This window comes from Synoicihabitans lomoniglobus, assembly GCF_029023725.1.
GTDB lineage: Bacteria > Verrucomicrobiota > Verrucomicrobiia > Opitutales > Opitutaceae > Actomonas > Actomonas lomonigloba.
On the sequence record NZ_CP119075.1, the window covers coordinates 2,936,420 to 2,957,756 of the forward strand.

Genomic DNA, 21,337 nt, shown 5'->3' on the forward strand with positions numbered 1-21,337 from the left:
GCCTTGCCTCGACCGGTGGTTCCGGCTGAATCGAATCATGCACAACTGGTTCCGTCTGCTCGCCCTCTTTTCAACCCTTGGCGCGGCTCTCCCGGCCGCCCCGAAACCTTCCGTCGAGCGACTGCACGACATTATCGCCACCCTGTCGTCGGATGAATTTGAAGGCCGCAGCCCCGGCACGGCGGGTGAGGAAAAGACCGTGGCGTATCTGAACAACGCCTTCGTGACCATGGGTCTCGAACCGGGTAATCCTGACGGCAGCTATTTGCAGGATGTCGGCCTCGTCGGTATCCGCTCCACCACCGAACTCAACTTCACCGCGGGCGACACGACGCTGGCCCCCACGCTGGTCAACGACTACATCGCGATCTCCAAACGCGTGACCGCGCAGATCAGCGGGAAGGCATCCGAAGTCGTGTTCCTCGGTTACGGCGTGCAAGCGCCCGAGTTCGATTGGGATGATTTCAAGGGCATCGACGTGCGCGGCAAAACCATCGTCGTGCTGGTCAACGATCCGCCCGTGCCCGACCTCGCCAATCCCGCCATACTGGACGAAGCCATGTTCAACGGCCGCGCGATGACCTACTACGGACGCTACGATTATAAATACGAAACGGCATCGCGACTCGGCGCCGCCGCCTGCCTCATCGTCCACGAAACCGGTCCCGCCGGCTATCCGTTTGCCGTGCTCACCGGTTCGCTCGGCCGCGAAAATTTCGCCCTCGATACCTCCGACGGCAACGCCGATCGCGTGGGCTTCGAGGGCTGGATCACCCGCGACTTCGCGGAACAACTGTTCGCCGCCGGCGGTCACGATTTCGCCGCGCTCAAAGCCGCCGCAGCCCGTCCGGATTTTCAGCCAGTGCCGCTTGGCTCCACGCTCGATTTTTCGGTCGCCAACACCAACCGCCACATTGCATCCCAAAACGTGATCGGCCTGCTGCCCGGCCGCGACGCGTCATTGCGTGACGAATACGTTATCTACACCGCCCACTGGGACCACATGGGCATCGATCCCCGCCTGACCGGAGACCAGGTTTTCAACGGCGCCATGGACAACGCCAGCGGCACCGCAGTCATGCTGGAAGTCGCGCAGCTGTTCGCCGACCTGCCCGCGGATCAGCGCCCGCGACGGTCGATTTTATTTCTCGCCGTAACCGCCGAGGAGCGCGGCTTGCTCGGTTCGCTTTACTACGCGCAAAACCCTCTTTACCCGCTCCCGCAAACGGTCGCGAACCTCAACAAGGACGGCGCCAACATCTACGCGCCCACCCGCGACATCGAAATCGTCGGCTCCGGCGCCACGACCATCGAGGCGGTGGCGGCTGAAATCGCGGCGGCCGACGGTCAATTTCTGCTCGCCGACTCTCAGCCCGAAAAAGGCTTCTACTATCGCAGCGATCACTTCTCTTTCGCGAAGGTCGGCGTGCCCGCCTTTTACGCCAAAGCGGGGCGACTCGCCATCGGCCAACCGGAGGATTTCATCGACCAAAAGCGGGCGGAATACACGGCCAAGCATTATCACAAGGTGAGCGACGAAATCAGTGACGCGTGGAATTTCGACGCCATCGCGCAGGACGTGGATTTTCTCTTCCAACTCGGCCGCACCATCGCCGACGCCGACGACCGCCCCGAGTGGCTCGATGGCAGCGAGTTCAAAGCCGTGCGTGAAGCCTCGCTGCAGTCGCGATAAACCGCTGAGCGCGATACCCGCTCAACCCACGACCACCACCCCGCACATTTTACGGTTCGGATTTTGACACCTTTGCGCCCGTCGTTGTCTTAACGACATGCTAACTGCTCGAACCTCACTGGCGCTGCTCGCCTCGATCGTTTCCCTCGCGCTTTGGAGCGGTTGTGGAAAATCCGCCGACTCCGCCGATACCGCCGGCCTTAAAATCCTCAACTTCGGTAACGGCGCCGAGCCGCAGGATCTCGATCCGCAGATCGTCACTGGCGTCGTCGAACATCGTCTGTCGCTGGCTCTCCAAGAAGGCTTGGTCGCGGAAGACCCCGACTTGAACATCATTCCCGGTGTCGCCCAGACATGGGATGTCTCCGATGACGCGCTCACCTACACGTTTCATCTCAATCCCAACGCCAAGTGGTCCAACGGCGACGTGATCACCGCCGAGGACTTTGTCGGCTCCTACCAGCGCATGCTCACGCCCAGCATCGCCGCCGAGTATTCCTACATGCTTTTTCACGTCGTCGGCGCCGAGGATTACCTCAATGGTAAGATCTCCGACTTTGCCGAGACCGGCTTCAAAGCTCTCGACGCGCACACGCTCCAAATCACCCTGCGCCAACGCACGCCCTTCCTGCTGCACGCCATGAATCACTACGCGTGGTATCCCGTGCCGATTAAAGTCATCGAAAAATTTGGCGGCATGGAACGTAAAGGCACGGCCTGGACCCGCCCCGAAAACTACGTCGGCAATGGTCCGTTCACGCTCAAATCGTGGCAGCCCAATCGCAAGATCGTCGTCGAACGCTCCTCCACCTACTGGGACCGCGAAAACGTGAAACTCGACGAGATTCACTTCTACCCGATCGAAAGCATCGACACCGAAGAGCGCATGTTCCGCACCGGCCAACTGCACGTCACCAACGAAGTGCCGTTGTCCAAGATTCCGGTCTACCAACGCGACAACCCCGACGCCATCGACATTGCGCCCTACAACGGCGTCTACTTCTTCCGCTTCAATGTCACGAAGCCGCCCTTCGATGATGTGCGCGTGCGCAAGGCGCTCGCCTACGCCATCGACCGGGAATCGCTCATCAAAAACGTCACGCTGGCCAACGAAATTCCCGCCTACAATGTCGTGCCCCCGGCGTTGTTGGACTACGAAAGCCAGCACCATTTCAAGGCCGACCTCGCCGAGGCCAAACGCCTGCTCGCCGCAGCTGGCTACCCTGAAGGCAAGGGCTTTCCCGCCGCCGACCTGCTCTACAACACGTCGGAAAAACACCGCACCATCGCGGAGGCGATTCAGCAAATGTGGCGTAAAAATCTTGGCGTGGACATCGGCCTCTACAACCAAGAGTGGAAGGTCTACCTCGATGCCCAGGACAACCTGAACTACCAGATTTCTCGGGCCGGCTGGATCGCCGACTACGTTGATCCCCACGTATTCATCGACCTCTGGAAATCCGGCGGCGGCAACAACGACACCGGCTGGAGCAACGCCGAATACGACCAACTCCTCGCCACCGTGCTCGACGCGCCGAACAACGCCGAACGCTGGAAGATCTACAATCGCATGGAGAAAATCCTCATCGACGAGATGCCGATCCTGCCCATCTACCACTACACCCGCGCGCGTCTGATCGATCCGAAAGTCATCGGCTACAAATCCACGCCCTTGGACAACTTTCCCTGGAAGTTCGCGGATCTGCCGTAAGCACAAAAATTCATCATATGTAGGCCGCGAGCTCGCTCGCGCTCACCGCATCCGAGCGTCTGCCAGCAGACGGCCTACCGGGTGGGACCCGTGCATCGTCGACGGCGACCGTCCGGTCGATCAAAACGACTTCGTATAAACGTAGCCCTGCGGATCGCGGAACTTGAGCTGTCGCGGATCGATCTCGATCACGCGTAGTTGCAAGTCTCGATCGACCACGTCGTTGAGCCGGAACACCCGGTCATTCATGAGCACTTTGGGGTCCGTCGCCGAAGCTCGAACTCCCGTCACCCGGGAACGCTCCAAGTAGTTCAATACCGCTTCGCTGGGTGCCAGGGACGGCTGACTGCTCGGCACCGCTCGGGCCGTCGCTTGAAGTTCGGCCTGACTGAGAATCGTGACCGATCCGGACGCCGCCGGCGTCATGGGACTACGTGGCTGCGGCGATGGAGTCGACACCGGTTCTGCGGTCGGGCTCGACGCCGGAGCCGGGTTAATCGCCACGTTCACCGGAGGAGGCGGATACCGCGAGCTCTCCGTCGTGACCACCGGTTGAGGGACGGAGTCGGTTCGAACGGGAATCGCCCCCCGGGTCGGCGCGTCGGACGTGTCCGGACCGGGAGCCGGCACCTCGATCGAGGCGGGCGGCGTGGCCGATTGATCCACCATTGTTTCGGTGACGGAAGAGTCGGCGTGCGACGGCGGAGGAGTCGCGGGGTCACTCGGAGCGGGAGCGGGGGCGGCCATGGTTACCGCCACCGGAGCTTCCACGACCTCGGCCGTGGGTGGGGGATCCGACACCGCCACCGTGGTCGAGACCGCAGGTGCTTCGCCGTCCCGGCCCCAAAACGTGATGACCAGCCCGATCACCACCACGGCGACTAACGCCATGGCGGCGAATCGCAGGATACCGCCATTTGCCCCTCTTTTCTGTCGCGCCGCCACCATCGGGCTGGGCTCGGGGTCGGGGTCCGGTGCCGCCGAGGCGGGGGCGATCACCGGAGGCGGAGGTGGAGGCGGCGGCGCAGTCGGCTGCCCGAGTCCCGGTGCGGCGATCTTGCCGGAGGCCGCAGCTGCTTCGTCCTGGCGTTGCTTCTGCGCTTTCTTGAGGGCCTCGTTGATCAGGGACATGGTTCGGTTGGTGCTGGAGGCTAGAAAGTGAGTTTTTTGACGTCCTTGATCGCCCGTCTGACATCCCAGTAACTGACTTCGTCGGACTCGCGAATAAAGGACGCCAGCAGAGCCTTATCGCAAACATTGTTCACGATCCGGGGAATGCCGGATGAATAGCGGTGGATCTTCCGCGCCGCCCACCCGGTGAAGAACGGCCGCCCCTCGCTCCCGGCCAAGGTGAGGCGATGAGCGATGTAGTGCATCACATCGTGGCGGGTCAGCGGCTTGAGCTCGTAGTGAACCAGAATGCGTTGGCGCAATTGGCGGAGCTCCGGGAGGGCCAGAATGTCCTTCAACTCCGGCTGCCCCATGAGAACGATTTGGAGAAGCTTCTGTTTGTCGGTTTCCAGATTGGAAATCAGCCGAATCTGTTCGAGCACCTCAAACGACAGGTTTTGGGCTTCATCGATGATCAGCACGATCTCGCGACCATCCGCGATGCGTTGCAGTAACACCGACTGCATTTGCGCGATCAAGTCGTGCAGTCCCGTGTCGCGGGGTGCTTCGCCGAGTTCGCCCAAAATGGCTTTGAGCATCTCGGTCTCGTTGATGCGCGGGTTGAGAATCAGCGCCGTGTCCCAGTGCGTGTCCTCGATCTCGTTGAGCAGGCGACGACAGAGCGTGGTTTTGCCGCAGCCCACCTCCCCCACCAGCACGATGAACCCTTTGCGCTCCTGCAACCCATACAGCAGGTGCTGCAGCGCCTCCTGGTGGGTGGGGCTCAGATACAGGAACTTTGGGTCCGGAGTGATGTTAAACGGCATCTCCTCGAGGCCGTAATAACTCTGATACATGAGGCGGTAGCTAGGGGGTAAGTTTCCCAAACGCACGCCAAAACCACCCGCCCTCACGCGCAAGAACTTGTCTTTGATGAAGTTTTGACGCCACCGTCCGGCTCGTGAACCATTCCTTTGCTGACTAAACCCATGGCCATCAAGGGGGTAATTTCCGCTGAAAAAAGCGCTTGCAGGACCGCGCCACGTTTTGGAATGTGGCCCCTTGCGTTAGTGAAACTCCGCCGGTTGCGGGGTGACACCATGACTGGTTCCGCATTCTGCGGGATTGGAACGGTGGTTTCGGCTGATGGCACAGTTAGCGCTGTGTTAGACGCGGAGACCACGGGGCCCAATAAGCCCCCTACAGTTATGCAACCTTACTAATAACCAATGTCTACCGTCGCTAAACCAGAAATCATCGCTCAGTTCAAAACCCACGATAAGGATACCGGCTCGTCCGAGGTCCAGATCGCCATCCTTTCCGCCCGGATCAATCACTTGACCGAGCATCTGCGCACGCACCGCAAGGATTTCCACAGCCGTCGTGGCCTGCTGCAAATGGCTTCCCGCCGCCGCAAGCTCCTCGACTACGTCAAACGTCACGACCTCGCGAAATACCAGGAGCTCCTCCAGAAGCTCAACTTGCGCAAGTAATCCCCTTTCCACGGGCGACTCCCTCATCGGAGTCGCCCGTTGTTCTTTTCCGCCTCCGCGTTCCTCTCCCATCGGGACATTTCTGTCTGCTGCTCGTTTGTCGGGCCTAAAGCCCGACCCACCTCTTCATTCGTGGGTCGGGCTTTACGCCCGACTCCCTTCCCCGGGCGTCACACCGAAATCTCTCGAACCAGATCGGAGATTCCCGCGAGCGGCTACCGCTCCTTCCAACCCCGAGTTTCGCCCTCACCCATCCGCCTGTCCGAACGCTTCGTGCGTTCGTGCGTCGTGATCCGGGCGCACACTCCTACTCCCTTTTGAACCCGTTCGCTGCGTGTTGCGGCGTGGTTCTTTCCGTCCGCAACACGCGACATCCGTTAAGATAATGAATAACAAACAAACCGTCGAAGTCCCGGGTATGGGTCTTCAGTTCACCACCGGCGACATGGCTAAATTTGCCAACGGCGCCGTCACCGTAACCTCGGGCGAGACCAAGGTCTTCGTGTCGGCCACCGCCGCCACCACCATGCGCCCCGGCCAGGACTTCTTCCCCCTGACTGTTGACTACCGTGAGAAATACTCCGCCGCCGGCCGTTTCCCGGGTGGCTTCTTCAAACGCGAAGGTCGTCCTTCCGAGAAGGAAATCCTCACCTCCCGTCTCTGCGACCGTCCTTGCCGTCCGCTCTTCCCCGAGGGTTTCCTCAACGAGGTTCAGCTCATCGGTCTCCTTCTGTCGGCTGACCAAGTTCACGAGTCCGACATCCTCATGCTAAACGGCTGTTCCGCCGCGCTCGCCATCTCCGACATTCCTTGGAATGGCCCGATCGGCGCCGTGCGCGTGGCTGAGATCGATGGCGAGTTCGTCGCCAACCCGACCGTCGAGCAGATGTTCTCCTCCTCCCTCGACCTGATCTACGTCGGCACCAAGACCGAGATGCTCATGATCGAAGGTTCCGCCGATCAGATCCCCGAGGAGCGCTTCATCGAAGCCCTCGAGTTTGGTCAGGCTTCCATCCAACCGATCATCACCGCCATCGAAGAGCTCAAGGCCACCGCTGGTAAGGCCAAGAAGGAATTCGACCTCGTCCAAGCTTCCCCGGAAGCCCGCGCCATCATCGAGCGCGTCGCCGGCGACCGCGTCGGTCCCGCCATCTTCGGCTTCGACCGTCCGGTTCGTAACGCCAACCTCAAGGTCATCAAAGACGAGGCCAAGGCCGCCGTTGACGCCGAGCTCGGCGAAGGCACCTGCACCGATGTCGATCTCGCCGTCGTTTTCGAAGACCTCCAGGAAGAGGCCTACCGCCAAACCGTTCTCGGCAAGGGTTCCCGCGCCGATGGCCGTGGTCCCAAGGATCTCCGCCAGATCGACTGCGAAGTCGGCGTCCTCCCCCGCGTGCACGGTTCCGCCCTGTTCCAACGCGGCGACACCCAGGGCCTCGTCATCACGACCCTCGGCCCCACCAAGGAAGCCCAGTCCATGGACGGCCTCACCGGTGGCGCGACGTCCAAGTCGTTCATCCTCCATTACAACATGCCTCCCTTCACCGTTGGTGAAGCCGGTCGTTTCGGTGGCCAAAGCCGCCGCGAGATCGGTCACGGCGCCCTCGCCGAGCGTTCGCTCGTGCCGGTGCTGCCCGCCGAGGACGTGTTCCCCTACTCCATCCGCGTCGTCTCCGAGCTCATGGCCTCCAACGGCTCGACCTCGATGGCTTCGATCTGCGGCGGTTGCTTGGCTCTCATGGACGCCGGCGTGCCGATCATCGCTCCCGTCGCCGGTATCTCCTGCGGCTTGATCACCGAAAAGCCCGAGGACTCCCTCAGCGGCAAGTGGGAAACCATCACCGACATCCTCGGTGAGGAAGACCACTTCGGCGACATGGACTTCAAGCTCGCCGGCACCACCGCTGGCATCACCGGCTTCCAGCTCGATCTCAAGATCAAGGGTCTGCCCTTCGAGATCGCCAAACAGGCCATCTTCCAAGCTCGCGATGCCCGCATCGAGATCCTCAAGAAGATGCTCGAATCCATCCCGGCTCCCCGTAAGGAGCTGAGCACCTTCGCGCCGCGCATCCAGACGATCCAAATCGATCCGGAGAAGATCGGTCTCCTCATCGGCCCCGGTGGCAAGACCATCCGTCGCATCGTCGAGACCACCGGCGCCCAGATCGACATCTCCGATGACGATTCCGGCAAGGTGTTCATCTACTCCAACAATGGCGATTCCATGAACCGCGCCGTGCAAGAGATCGACGGTCTCTGCGGCGGTGGCGGACCCGGTGGCAAAATCGAAGAAGGCAAGATCTACGAGGGCCGCGTGACCGGCACCAAGGAGTTCGGCGCCTTCGTCGAATGCCTCCCCGGCAAGGAAGGCCTTTGCCACATCTCCGAGCTGGCCGACTTCCGCGTGCGCCGCACCGAGGACGTTTGCAAGGTCGGCGATTCGATCACGGTCAAGTGCATCGGCATCGACGAGCGTTCCAAGAAGGTGCGTCTCTCCCGCAAGGCCGCCCTCGCCGACCTCGAAGCTCAAAAGGCTGCCGCGGCTGAAGCCCCCGCCGACGAAGCGGCTCCGGAAGCACCGGCCGAAGAGGCCCCCGCCGCCGAAGAGCCCAAGTCGGAGTAAGCTCCCGCTCATTCCGTAACCGTTACCCGGTTACAACCAGCCCGCGTTCTCCCGAACGCGGGCTTTTTCATGCCCGAAAAACGGCCCCATTCACTCCCCTGCGGCGCAGGGCCTAAAACAGACTATCCGTCGTCTGGATAGAACCCCCCGGAAATTTTAAACTAATTTCCGAAAGCTAATAGCGGGTAGCAGCACCCGGGGTGTCATGTCGGATAATCGTGCGTGCTCCACCTTCAATGCCGTTGCCAAATTTCCTTCCTCCGCAAAACTGTCGACCGGTGAAAAACCCCTCTGACATGCCCCCGGATGAGGAAACGAAACCGCCTACTCCCGACGGAGACTTTACGCGGTTATATAAATCGACGCTGTCGCCCTTGCGTCGCTACTTGGGCCGCCTGCTCGGCAATCACGCCGAAGCCGAGGAAATCGCGCACGACGCCTACGCCCGCATCTATCGGCAACCCGCGCACAAACCCGAGGCACTGCTTTACACCACGGCCCGCCGCCTCGCCATCAACCGCCTCAAACGCCGCGACATTTCCCCCATCGCGCCGACGGACGCTCCACTCGAAACGGCGGCGGCCCAGTCTCCCGATGTCACCCGTCAGGTCATGGCCCGTCAGGAACTCGAAATGCTCCGTGAGGCCATCAACGAACTTCCCACCGGCTGCCGCAACGTGCTGCTGTTGCGTAAAGTCGAACTCCTTTCCCACCGCGACATCGCGGATCGCCTCGGCATCGCCGTGAGCACCGTCGAAAAGCAACACGCCCGCGCCCTGCGCTTACTGAGAGCCGCCATGGCCGCCCGCGCCGATACTGACCACGAGAACCTTTTTTCCGCCGACCAATGAACACGAATCCTTCACCTTCCGATTCTTCCATCGAGGAAGCGGCGTCGCTATGGGCGGCCCGGCTCGAAGGCGACGGCATGAGCGCCGCCGACCGCACGGCGTTCGAAGCCTGGCTCGAAGCCGACAGCCGTCACCGCGAAACATTGGCCGAATATTGCCAAATTTCCTCCGACTTGGAGCAACAGCTCCCTGCTCTGGTCGCCGCGGGCAACGTCACCATGCCCGCGGTCGACCCAGACCCGGTGCGTCGTTCTTGGCGCACCGGGGCCCTGGGGTGGCTCACCGCCGGGCTCGTGGCCGCCGCCGCCGCGATCACCATCATTGCCACCACCGGAACCGCCGATGCCGTCGGCCCGCAGAGTATCGCCACGCCGATCGCGCAGCGTCAGACCGTGACGCTCGAGGACGGCACCGTCGTTGATTTGAATGCCCATACCAACATTGTGGTGGAGCAGACGAAACACGAACGCCGCGTGCGCCTCGCCACGGGGCAGGCATTCTTCCAAGTCACCAAGGACGCGTCTCGTCCCTTCATCGTGGAAACGCCGGCCGGCGCCGTCCGCGTCACGGGCACCGCCTTTGATGTGCGCACCGCCCCCGACGGAGAAATCGAAGTCACCGTCCTCGAAGGCTCCGTGCAGGTGCATCTCGGCGAAAACAATTCCCGCCCCGCCACCACGCCTTACGTGCTGCGCGCCGGCGATCAACTCACCTCCCAGGTGGGCGTCCCGGTGCGTCGTCATCTCACCACCGCCGATATTCTCGATGTGCTGGCGTGGCGGGAGGGCGAAATCGTTTCCACCAACATTTCCCTCCGGGAGTTGCTGGCCCGCTTTGCCTACTACCATGGACGTGGCATCAGCGCGGCCCCCGAAGTGTCGAATGAACCTTTCGCCGGTCGCTACGGTCTCGACGATTTGGAAGTGTTTTTTGAGGACCTCGAACTACTCAGACCCGTCAACGTGATCCACGACCCCAGTGGCACCTACCGCGTCGTGCCCCGAAACTAATGTAACCCGCGAATGGTGTCCCCAGTCCCTAATTACCCCTCGCCCGCCGGTCTCCACCGTCGGGCCATTTGGTGTTGGTTGGTTTTACTCGCCTTGGGCTCGGGGTTGGGGGCGACTCCCTTACCATTCAATATTCCCGCGCAATCGGCCGATCGCGCTCTCGCGGATTTCACGCAACAATCCAAGTCCCGACTGCTCTACAATCCCAACGAGCTGCAGGATGCCGAATCGACCGCCGTGTTCGGCGAACTGGAACCCGCCGATGCGTTGACCCGGCTCCTCCGCGACACCGGTTTCGGCGCCCGCCTCCGGGACGATCATTTTATCATCACCCGTATTCCGCGGCCGCTCAGTGCATTGGTGGGACGTATTGCAACAGCCAACAGCGAACCGCTCGTCGGCACGCGCGTCATCATTCCCGAACTTCGTCGCGTCGCCGTCACCAACCGCCACGGGGAGTTTCGTTTCGATGACATCAACCCGGGGTCGTATCTCGTGATCGCCAGCCGCGACGGTTTTCACCCCTTGCACATCAACGACGTCAACGTCACGGCCAATGACCGCACCTATCTGCGGACCGCCATCCTCCTTCCGGCCGGAGGCACCACCCAGTTGGAACCGGTCATCGTCGAAGGCCGCCTCAATCGCCGCGGTCCGCTCGATCCCGGTCCCACCATTTGGGGGCCCCGCCAGGCCGGCGGCAACCTCGACCTCAACCGCACCGCCAACGATGTGCTGCCCTTCATCATCTACGACCGCGATCGCATCACGCGCAGCGGGGTGGTGAACCTGAACGAGTTTCTGCGTCGCGAATTACTGGATACGGACGCCACCTCCCTGCCTCCCGAGCAAAGTCTCAACAACTCGAGCCACTTCAGCACCGGCAGCTCCAATCTCTCCCTGCGGGGTTTCGCCACGGATGAAACCGTGGTGTTGGTCAACGGACGCCGTCTCCCCGAGGTGCTCACCGCCGGCTCGGGCCCCCAGGCCCCCGACGTCAATTTTATCCCGCTGAGTTTGGTGCAACAGGTGCAGGTCCTGCCCGCATCGGCCTCCGCCCTGTATAGCGGCAACGCCGTGGGCGGCGTCATCAATATCCTGCTGCGCCCCGACAACCTGCAAACCGTCACCGAGGTCACCGCCACCTACACCGATGCGACCGAGGGCTACAGCGCGCCGAATTCCTCCATGTCGCTCCTGCACAGCCAATCCCTGCTCGACGGAAAAATCAGTCTGCGGCTCAACGCCAACTTCGTCGAGACCACCCCGGCCACGGAGTCCGAGCTGAAATTTGTGCGCGACAACGCCACCACATCCGTGCCGGACAAGGACGAACTTTATCGCGCCACGCCCAACGTGCGGCTCAACGGCGCAGGTTCCCTGTTTCCCGACTCGTCCACCCGGGTCACTTCCGTGGCGCCGGGCGCCGACGGCACCGGCGGGTTGGCGGCGTTCGCGGACCGAGCCGGCCACCGCAACTACGATTTGTATGATTCCCCCGGCACCCTCGCCAGTGCGAACAACGGCGTCGATCTACCCTACGGTCGCCACGAAAGCCGGGAGTTGTTCTTCGCGTCAGCACTCTACAAGGCCAGCGATTGGTTCGAACTGGCCTTCGATGCCGCCTACTCGTCGACCGTTATCAACCGCGGTTTCGATGTGTTCCGGGCCGATCTGTTTCTGGCGCGCGACAACCCGCTCAATCCGTTTGATCGGAATGTGAACGTCTCGCTGTTCGATACCCCGGTCGAGCTGGGTCAGGACTACAACGAGGCCATCTTGGATTTCTACTCTTTGGTCGGCAGCGCGCTCATGACCTTGCCCTGGGATTTCAAGATGGCGATCGACCTGCAATATGCCCACAGCGCCACCCGCTACCGCGGCGTCGAAGATTGGAACCGGGGCCGCTGGCAGGATCTCGTCGATCGGGGCGACTACAACCCGCTGCGGGACACGCAAGTTTTCGGTCCACCGCAAGCCTACTACGATGAGGTGCTGATCTACGCCGGTGGTCGGGGCCAGTTTGTGACGGTGGGCGATTATGAGACGCTCGATGGCGCTTTCCGCCTCACCCACGACGCGCTTCATCTCCCCACCGGCAATAGTGTGTTCAACATCGGGGCCGACTATCGCATCGCCACGCTGAAAGACTACGAGGGCAACTTTCGTTATGGTGACGGCACGCTCGCCCGCCCCCCGGAACGCTGGCAAGGGCGCACGCTGGAGCGGGTCAGTGTCTTCACCGAATTGCAGGCCCCTCTGTTTCCCCGCTCCCGACTACCGTCGTGGATCAACGCCATCGAAACCGATTTGGCGACGCGCTTCGTCATCGCCGACACCTCGGCCGAAACCAACATCGCCCCCACCCTGGGCTTGAAGATGGCGCTGGCCAACGGCGTGACGGTGCGGGGCAGTTTCACGACGTCGAATCGCTTTCCCACCCCGCTGATGAGTCAGCAGCTCGGCAATGGCATCAGCACCGGCGGCGGCGTGAATCTCCAAACCATCAAAGACCCCCGGCGCAACGACGAGGAATACGACATCGAAGTCCGCTCCCGCACCAACCCGGACCTGCAGAGCGAATCATCGATCACGCAGACGGTCGGCATCATTTTTGAAACCGGGGAACGCAATCGCATCCGCGCGTCCCTCGATTTTTTCGACACCCAAAAAACGAACGAAATCGTCGGCCTCAACGACAGCGTCGCCGTGTTGAATCTGGAGGAATACTTCCCCGAATTGGTGCAGCGTGCTCCCCGCGCCCCCGGCGATCCGTTTGCCGCCGGGCGGGTCGACAAGCTCTTCACCACCGCCCGCAACCTCGCCGGCCGCCATTCGCAGAACTGGATGGCCACGTTCGACTTTGCGCGCAGTGACGTGTTTGGCGGCACGTTCGACCTGCGCAGCCGGGTGGTGTATTTTGAACGCTTCGATCGGGAGATTTATCCGGATGATCCGAAGATCGATGAGATTCGCGACCCCAGCGGTTCCGCCGCCGGCTTGCTGGAATATCGGGCCACCTTTGGCGGCGGTTGGTCCAACGCTCATTTTGCCATGGGGCTGGACGGACAGTATTTCCACTCCCGCCGCCTGCCCGAGACCGAATGGGCCGAACAGGGCGCACGCACGATCGATCCCTATTGGCAGACCGACTTTTATACCCAGGCCGACCTCGGCCACTGGTTGCTCCCCGCCGATTCCCGCTACGGGCTCAAAGGGCAGCTGCGCATCAACAACGTGTTCAAGAACAGCTACCCGTATTACGGCTACGTTGCGACCGGCGTGCAGCCTTACGGCGATTGGCGCGGACGGACGTTTTCGCTCTCGATCACCGCCGAGTTTTGAAAAAATAGGCCACGGGCAGGGTAGCGGATTGCCCGGACCGGATTGTCGTGGGCGGTGACCATGTCTGCACCTGCCCTATCGAACGAAGAACTGCGGGACTCGCTCAAGCGTTGCCGTCCCGAGGTTGTTGCCGCCGCCCTCGCGTATCGAGATCACGGCGACACCCACCTCCTGCCCTTGATTGTCACCGGTGTGATTGAACGTTTCGTGGAGCCCGACCTGCGTCCCCGCCTCCGCGACGCCGACGACACGTTGCGACTCAGTGAAGACCTCGGTCTCGATTCACTCACCATGATGGAGATCATCCTACTCACCGAAGACGTGTTTCGCATCAACATCTCGGCCGAGGAGCTCCGCGGCCTCTGCACCCTCGGCCAAGTCAAAACCTTCATTGCGTGCAAAGCCCGCGGACTCCCCTTGCCAACGGCGGAGGAACTCCTCCTGGGCAATTGGGCCCTGCGGGAAACGCGCTGACCTCCGGCCACCCGCGCCGTCGTTCAACCCATGTTCTTATTCTTCGATCCAGCTGCGGTTCTCCGCCGCATAAACCCCGTTCTGGCGGCCTTGGTGCTCAGTTCGGGCGTCTCCGCCCAATCGCCCGACCGTTCCCGATTCGATGCAACCATTGGGGTCGTTTCACCCACCGCCACCCTGCCCGGTCGCGATCACTATCCGTTGCTCGGCAGTGCCATCACACTCGCCATCTCCGCGCTGGATGGAGACACGGTGGCGTGGTCCCGGAGTGGCCTGCCCATCGCGTCAGCCAACACAGCCGAGCTGCATATCGCAACGCTCACTGCCGCCGACACCGGCAACTATCGCGCCCACATCACGCGCGATGGGTTCACCTACACCAGCAATCCGTTTACTCTGAACGTCGCGATCCCCGTGCAGGAAAGTATTGTCGATCGCAGCTTCAGTTGCCCGATTGCCACCCCCAACGCCGACGACAGTTTTGACCTCCATCTCACCCGGTTCGATGGCGCGATCGGCGCCACGCTCCACGGTCTCGGAAATTCTCGCCAACACGGTTGGATTGCGGCCGACGGCAGCCGGTTCGACGTGATCATGGAAGAAGATGGTAGCAGCCCTGCCTCTCTGTTGGTCGGCATGTATCCGGATGGTTCGCTCGTGAAACGCACCACCACCGGCTTTGTCCAAATCAACCACGACGGCACCACCACCGCCATGGCCGACCCAACCGGTCGCTTCGATACCGCCCGTTGGCGCGTGCGCCAATCCGATGGTGGATGGATAATCGGCGACTCATCCCATGTCGCCGGACTCGCCCCCGACGGCACCATCACTTTTGAGCGTTCGCTGAACACCTACGGTGTGCTTTCGATCGAGGGCTTGGAGGACGCCGGATTGGAAGACGACCGCATCATTCTGATCAGCGGCATCGGCGACGACGACTCAACCTACGCTCGCCAAGCCCATTTGCTGGAAGCCGACGGCAGCGAAGTGGTGGGTTTTCACCCCATCATCTTTCGGGGATCGCGTCCCGTGCCGCTCGCCAACGGCACGTGGTGGGATGACACTGCAAACGGCTTCAATTGGTATGATCCCACCGGACAATTGATTCGCTCCGTGCCTCGTCCCCCAGCGCTGTCCAACACCACCGTCGCGCCCGACGGCCGGCTCTACGTCAGAGGCTTCGCTGGCGAGCTTCACCGTCTCCTACCGGACCTTTCGCGCGACCCGACCTGGATGGTCTCATACTCATTCGGTCGTTGGATCGATGACTTTCTGTTTCAGCCCAATGGTGGGATCATCGTCGCGGGAGACTTTTCCAACGTCGGTGGCCACGCCACCCGGCGGGTCGCCCGATTGAACGCCTCCGGCACCGCCAACGGTGGCACCCCGGTGGTTTATCGCGAGGCTCCTCTCCCTTGGACGTTTCCCGGAACCGCCACCGTTTACCCCTACTCTCGCCACGCGTCGTTTACCATCGACGGCGAAGCCAACGGGGTCGGTCCGCTGCAATTCGAATGGCTCCGGCTCGACGACGGTCCGCCACCACAAGTCCGCGATCAGGCTGACCTCGTTTTCCCGCGGCTCACGGCGGACTACTTTGGCAGCTACCAACTCAAGGTCACCGGTCCGCACGGCTTCGCGCTGAGCGACGTTATCAGCCTGACTCCGCCCGGTCCGGCGCTGGTCAATATTTCCGGGCGGGGCCGCGTATCCGCTCAAACCGGACAACATTTGATCGCGGGGTTTGTGATCGAAAGCGATCGGCCGACCTCTTTGCAAGGCGCATGGTCGGCGCAAGTATTCACCCGCGGGGTCGGTCCGACTCTGGCCGACTTCAACGTCTCCCATCCCTTGCCGGACCCCTTCCTGCGAATGAGTCACCTCTTTGGAGCGGACATCGCCGTCAACGACGATTGGCAACCGGTGGGTGGCCCGTTTTTTCCCGCCCGCTTGGGGGCTTTCAGCCTGCGCCCAGACTCGGCCGATGCCCAGCTATGGGAGCTGATTCCCACCGGTGCGTTCACGTCCTCCGTCGAAGCCAAGGCCGCACAAAACGGCACCGCTTTGGTGGAAATCTACCCGAGCCTCAACATCGATGCCCGCCTGACCAACCTCTCCCTGCGCGGCCGGGTCGGAGCCGGCGACGATGTGCTCATCAGCGGTTTCGTGATCACCGACATCACCGACTATCAACGAACGGTGCGTCTCTTGATCCGTGCTGTCGGTCCGGCGCTGAGCAACTTCGGTGTCGCCGACGCCTGCCTCGATCCGCGCATCACTTTGTTCAATGCCGATGGTGAAGTCATCGCGCTCAACGAGGATTGGGCCCACCACGACGCGGTCCAGATTGCAACTCTGGCCGCCCAACTTGGCGCTTTCCCTCTCCCTCTCGACTCGACCGACGCCGCCCTGCTCGTCGAACTCGCGCCCGGAGCTTACACCGCCCATATCGACTCGTCCGACGGAACCGACGGAGAGGCGTTGCTCGAACTCTACGTCATAGACGACGAATAGCGGGGGGCGGCATACCCGACGCGCCCGCTCAACCGGTCGTCAGACCACTCGTCAACCCGACGTTGCATTCACCGCTTAGGTTGGTTCGTTGGACCACAATGCAACTGAATCGACCCTGGGCGCTTGTCGCCCTCATCGCTCTGCCCTTGGTCCTCGCGGCCGAGGAGACCGAGCTCATCCCCCTCAACTTCACCGTCGACCACATGGATCGCTCGGTCAGTCCCAAGGAGGACTTTTACCGCTACGCCAACGGCGCGTGGCTCGACGCCACCGAAATCCCCGCCGACAAATCCCGCTGGGGAGCTTTTGACGGTCTCGCCGAAAACAACTGGCGACGGATTCACAATCTGCTCGAAGAAATCGCCCGCACCACCGCCGCTCCAGGAACCAACCTGCAAAAGGTGGGCGACTTTTATCGCACCGCCATGGACACGGCGGCGATCGAAACCGCCGGCATCTCCCCCCTCCTCCCGGAATTCGCCCGCATCGCCACGATCGACGACTTGGCAGGCCTCGCCCGTTACGTCGCCGAGGCGCATCAGGGCATCGGCTCGCCGCTCTTTGGCAGTTACCCGTATGCCGACCAACGCAACAACGAGGATGTCATCTTTCAAATGGTGCAGGGCGGACTCAGTCTGCCGACCCGGGATTACTATTTCGAAGAGCAACACGCCAAATACCTGCCCCTGTTCGTCGACCACATGACGCGCATGTTTGAGCTCGCCGGCACGCCGACCGCCCAAGCCCGCGCCGACGCCGAAACCGTTCTCGCTCTCGAAACCAAGCTCGCCGCGAACTCCAAATCCGTCGCCGCGATGCGCGATCCGATCGAGAACTACCACAAGATGCCGATCGCGGACGCCGCCGCCCTCATGCCCAATTTCCCGCTCAACGTGTATCTCAAGACCATCGGCTTACCCGACACGGAAACCGAAATCGATGTGAAGCAGACCGAGTTTTACGCCGGACTCAGTGAATTGCTCGGGTCCGAGTCCCTCGCCGATTGGAAAACCTACCTGCACTGGCACGCCCTCACCTCGGCCGCCCCCCATTTGGCGAGCGAGTTCGATGACGAAAACTTTCGCTTCTTCTCCAAAGAGCTCAGCGGCACCCCCGAACAGGAATCGCGCTGGCAACGCGCCGCGCGCCGCGTCGATCGCAACATCGGCTTCGCCCTCGGTGAAATCTATGTCGCCAAGTATTTCCCGCCCGCCGTGCGCGATCGCCTCGAGAGTATGGTCACCATGATGCAGGACGTCCTCAAAGATCGCATCAATGGACTCGATTGGATGAGTGCCGAAACCAAGATCAAGGCGCAGGAGAAACTCTCCACCTTCCGGGTCGTCGTGGGCTATCCGCCCGAGTGGCGCGATTACTCCGCGCTCGAAATCAGTGGCGAGGATTACTTCGCCAATGTCATGCGTGGCGCCCGGTTTGATTCCGCTCGCAGCATGGCCAAGCTCAGCAAGCCTTTCGATAAAACCGAGTGGTTGCGCACGCCGCAGCAGGTCAACGCCTACTATCAACCGTCCGCCGGCCAGCTCGTGTTTCTCGCGGGCATCCTGCAGCCGCCTTACTTCGACCCCGAGATGGACGACGCCGTCAACTTCGGCGCCATCTGCGGCGTGATCGGCCACGAGATCACACACGGCTTCGATGACAAAGGCCGCAACTACGACGCCCACGGCAATCTCGCCGACTGGTGGACCGAAGACGACGCCACCAAGTTCAGCGCCCGCGCCCAGAAGTTGATCGACCAATACAACGACTACGAGGTCCTCCCCGGCGTCTTCGTCAAAGGCGACCAAACCCTCGGCGAAAACATCGCCGACCTCGGCGGCGTTTCCATCGCCTTCGAAGCCCTGCAACGCTCCCTCGCTAACAAGCGCGTCGGGCTCATCGACGGACTCACGCCCAACGAGCGGTTCTTCCTTTCGTGGTCGCAGATTTGGCACACCAAATACCGCGAAGACCGCCTCAAGCGCTCCGTCGCGTCCGACGTCCACTCGCCCGGCATGGTTCGCTCCATCGGTCCGCTGGTCAACGTGCCAGAGTTCTTCGAAACCTTCGACATCCAACCCGGCGATCCGATGTGGCGTGCGCCCGAAGATCGCGCCAAGATCTGGTAATCATGCCCGATCCGTCCCTTCCTCCCGACCCCAAACAAGGCGAACGTGAATACTACGCCCGGATCGGTGAGGAGGGACTGGCGCACGCGCTCGGCAAGCCGTTTTCCGACGACGCCTGCAACGTCAACCTGGCCAACGTCGCCGCGCTGTTTCAGCTCCTGCCGCCCCCGCCCGCCCGCCTCGTCGAGTTCGGATGTGGCGTCGGCTGGTTGACGCTTCTGCTCGCCCGCCGCGGCTACCCTGTCCACGGCGTTGACATTGCCCCGGAAGCGATCGACGCGGCCAACGCCGCCCGTGATCGCGCCGGCCTGGATCACCTCACCTACGCCCTCGCCGACTACGAAGAATTCGACGGCGGCGGCACCTACGATGTCGCTTATTTTTACGATGCCCTGCACCACGCCGAAGACGCGGCGCTCGCCGTGCGCTGTGCCGCCCGCGCCCTTAAACCCGGTGGCATGCTGATCGCCTTCGAACCCGGCGACGGTCACCACGACACACCGGAAGCCCGCGAGGTCGTCGCCAAATTTGGCGTGCACGAAAACGACATGCCCGCGCGCCAGATCATCGCCCTCGCCGAAGCCGCCGGGTTCGACCGCCACCTTCGCCTCCCCTTTCCGTGGGATACCTTTCGCCACATCTACCGCTCCAGCTACGCCGGCGCCACCGATAGTCGTGAATTGCGCGGCAAATACTGGCTCGGACTCGGTCGCCTCATCCGTCGCGCCATCGGCCGCCAGGACGACCACAGCATCGTGGTTTCTTGGAAACCGACCAACTGACTCCACCCGTGCCAATCGATCCCAAACAAGGCGAACGCGAATACTACGCCCGCATCGGCGAGGCCGGCATCACGCATGCGCAGGGCAAGCCGTTCACCGACGAGAAGTGTAACCGCAATCTCGGCAACCTCACTGCCATCTTCAACCTGCTGCCGGAGCCGCCGGCCAAAGTGATCGAGTTCGGCTGCGGGGTGGGCTGGATGTCGATCATGCTCGCCCGCCGCGGCTTCACCACCACGGGGGTCGACATCTCACCCGATGCCATCGCCGCGGCCACCGCCCAGCGAGACGCCCTCGGGCTCGACCACCTCGATTTTGTCTTGGCCGACTACGAGGAAATCGTCGGCGACGCCTCCTACGACGCGGCGATTTTTTATGAGGCGCTGCATCATGCCGAAAACGAAGCTGATGCCATCGCGTCGGCCTACCGCTCACTCAAACCCGGTGGCATCATGATCGCATTCGAACCGGGCAAAGGTCACGGCGACACCACCGAAGCCAAACAAGTCGTGGCCGAATTCGGCGTGCATGAGAAGGACATGCCCATTCCCGAAATCGTGCGCCTCGCCACCGCCGCCGGTTTTCGTCGCCACCTCACGCTGCCCCAGCCGTGGGACTTCATGCGCACCGTCTACCGACCCAGCTACGCCCACGCGAAATCTTCCAGCGACGCCCGCGGCAAATTCATTCTCGGGGTGTTCCGGGCGTTTCGTCGGTTCTTTTTTCAACGGCCGGACCTTTCGTTTGTGGTGCTTTGGAAGTAAGGTCTCGGACGACCGAGCCCGCGCCATTCCGGCGGGGAGTTCCCATCCGAGCCGTCACCATCCACCACTTTGAACGAATCCGACCCCAAACAAGGCGAACGCGAATACTACGCCCGCAAAGGGCCCGAAGGCATCGCGCATGCTCTCGGCAAACCCTTCTCCGACGATCACTGCAAATTCAACCTCGCCAACCTCGCCGCGATTTTCCATCTGCTGCCCGCGCCCCCTATTCGGCTGCTTCATCTGGGCTGCGGCGTGGGTTGGTTGAGCCACATTCTCGCGCAACAACGCCATGAAGTCGTCGGCGTTGACATCGCCCCCGAAGCCATCGCCGCCGCCCAACACCGGCGGGACGAAGCGGGCTTGAGTAATCTCGACTACGAGGTCGGCGATTATGAGTATTTCGACGGGGCGGAGTCCTTCGACGTCGTGCTGTTTTACGACGCTTTGCACCACGCCGAGGAACCGGCCAAAGCGATGGCGTGTGCCCACCGGGCGCTCAAGGCCAACGGCGCGCTCATCGCGTTCGAACCTGGATCAGGGCATCACGACTCTCCGACCTCCCAGGAGGCGATCGAACGCTTCGGGGTGCACGAACGCGACATGCCGGTCTCGCGGATCATCGAGCTGGGCGAAGCCGCCGGCTTCCGACGCCATTTGCGACTACCGCATCCCGCCGACACGCTCGCCGAGCTTTATCACCCCGGCTACAGCACCGCGACCGATCAGGCAGATCTCGACCGCAAAAAACTCGATCACACCTGGCAAATCACCCGTCAAGTCATGCGGCGGAACGCCCCTATGGAAATCGTCATGTTGTGGAAATAGCGGCGAG

General features: G+C 62.0%; 15 protein-coding genes. 13 read left to right on the forward strand and 2 right to left on the reverse strand.

Going from position 1 to position 21,337, the window contains the following annotated elements; all coding sequences use genetic code 11:
* The first annotated feature begins 37 nt into the window (after positions 1 to 37).
* Both PXH66_RS11520 and PXH66_RS11525 read left to right on the forward strand, forming a co-directional pair.
* Entirely contained in the window at positions 38 to 1,693 is a 1,656-nt protein-coding gene (locus PXH66_RS11520) for a M28 family peptidase (protein WP_330931635.1), read from the forward strand.
* A gap of 97 nt (positions 1,694 to 1,790) precedes the next feature.
* On the forward strand, positions 1,791 to 3,404 hold the full coding sequence (locus PXH66_RS11525; protein ID WP_330931636.1) for a peptide ABC transporter substrate-binding protein: 1,614 nt from the start codon (positions 1,791 to 1,793) through the stop codon (positions 3,402 to 3,404).
* A 120-nt stretch (positions 3,405 to 3,524) separates the two neighbouring features.
* Here the strand turns inward: PXH66_RS11525 and PXH66_RS11530 are convergent, their stop codons facing one another.
* Both PXH66_RS11530 and PXH66_RS11535 read right to left on the reverse strand, forming a co-directional pair.
* Positions 3,525 to 4,535 (reverse strand): RodZ family helix-turn-helix domain-containing protein, encoded by a 1,011-nt coding sequence (locus PXH66_RS11530; protein ID WP_330931637.1) that lies wholly within the window; start codon positions 4,533 to 4,535, stop codon positions 3,525 to 3,527.
* Between the two features lie 20 nt (positions 4,536 to 4,555).
* Positions 4,556 to 5,371, reverse strand: a complete 816-nt coding sequence (locus PXH66_RS11535) for an ExeA family protein (protein WP_330931638.1) — start codon at positions 5,369 to 5,371, stop codon at positions 4,556 to 4,558.
* A 372-nt stretch (positions 5,372 to 5,743) separates the two neighbouring features.
* Between PXH66_RS11535 and rpsO the strand changes: the two genes are divergently transcribed.
* The 11 genes from rpsO to PXH66_RS11590 all read left to right on the forward strand — a co-directional run bounded on the left by rpsO (position 5,744) and on the right by PXH66_RS11590 (position 21,330).
* A complete protein-coding gene (gene rpsO / locus PXH66_RS11540) occupies positions 5,744 to 6,007 on the forward strand; it encodes a 30S ribosomal protein S15 (protein ID WP_330931639.1) in 264 nt (87 codons plus the stop codon).
* A gap of 385 nt (positions 6,008 to 6,392) precedes the next feature.
* Complete coding sequence (pnp, locus tag PXH66_RS11545; protein WP_330931640.1) at positions 6,393 to 8,630, forward strand: polyribonucleotide nucleotidyltransferase; 2,238 nt, start codon at positions 6,393 to 6,395, stop codon at positions 8,628 to 8,630.
* 278 nt (positions 8,631 to 8,908) lie between these two features.
* Positions 8,909 to 9,481, forward strand: a complete 573-nt coding sequence (locus tag PXH66_RS11550) for an RNA polymerase sigma factor (RefSeq protein ID WP_330931641.1) — start codon at positions 8,909 to 8,911, stop codon at positions 9,479 to 9,481.
* On the forward strand, positions 9,478 to 10,491 hold the full coding sequence (locus PXH66_RS11555; protein ID WP_330931642.1) for a FecR family protein: 1,014 nt from the start codon (positions 9,478 to 9,480) through the stop codon (positions 10,489 to 10,491). Before PXH66_RS11550 ends, PXH66_RS11555 begins: the two co-directional genes overlap by 4 nt.
* 12 nt (positions 10,492 to 10,503) lie before the next feature.
* On the forward strand, positions 10,504 to 13,836 hold the full coding sequence (locus PXH66_RS11560) for a TonB-dependent receptor plug domain-containing protein (protein ID WP_330932371.1): 3,333 nt from the start codon (positions 10,504 to 10,506) through the stop codon (positions 13,834 to 13,836).
* Positions 13,837 to 13,896: 60 nt separating this feature from the next.
* Complete coding sequence (locus PXH66_RS11565) at positions 13,897 to 14,310, forward strand: acyl carrier protein (protein ID WP_330931644.1); 414 nt, start codon at positions 13,897 to 13,899, stop codon at positions 14,308 to 14,310.
* Between the two features lie 30 nt (positions 14,311 to 14,340).
* Positions 14,341 to 16,827: a delta-60 repeat domain-containing protein gene (locus PXH66_RS11570; protein WP_330931645.1), complete on the forward strand. Its 2,487-nt coding sequence runs from the start codon at positions 14,341 to 14,343 to the stop codon at positions 16,825 to 16,827.
* Between the two features lie 98 nt (positions 16,828 to 16,925).
* Entirely contained in the window at positions 16,926 to 18,956 is a 2,031-nt protein-coding gene (locus PXH66_RS11575; RefSeq protein ID WP_330931646.1) for a M13 family metallopeptidase, read from the forward strand.
* A gap of 2 nt (positions 18,957 to 18,958) precedes the next feature.
* Positions 18,959 to 19,738, forward strand: coding sequence for a class I SAM-dependent methyltransferase (locus tag PXH66_RS11580; RefSeq protein ID WP_330931647.1), 780 nt, complete (start codon positions 18,959 to 18,961; stop codon positions 19,736 to 19,738).
* A gap of 8 nt (positions 19,739 to 19,746) precedes the next feature.
* Positions 19,747 to 20,502: a class I SAM-dependent methyltransferase gene (locus PXH66_RS11585; protein WP_330931648.1), complete on the forward strand. Its 756-nt coding sequence runs from the start codon at positions 19,747 to 19,749 to the stop codon at positions 20,500 to 20,502.
* 69 nt (positions 20,503 to 20,571) lie between these two features.
* Positions 20,572 to 21,330 carry a class I SAM-dependent methyltransferase gene (locus PXH66_RS11590; protein ID WP_330931650.1) on the forward strand — a complete coding sequence of 253 codons (759 nt, stop codon included), beginning with the start codon at positions 20,572 to 20,574 and terminating at the stop codon, positions 21,328 to 21,330.
* The last annotated feature ends 7 nt before the right edge of the window (positions 21,331 to 21,337 follow it).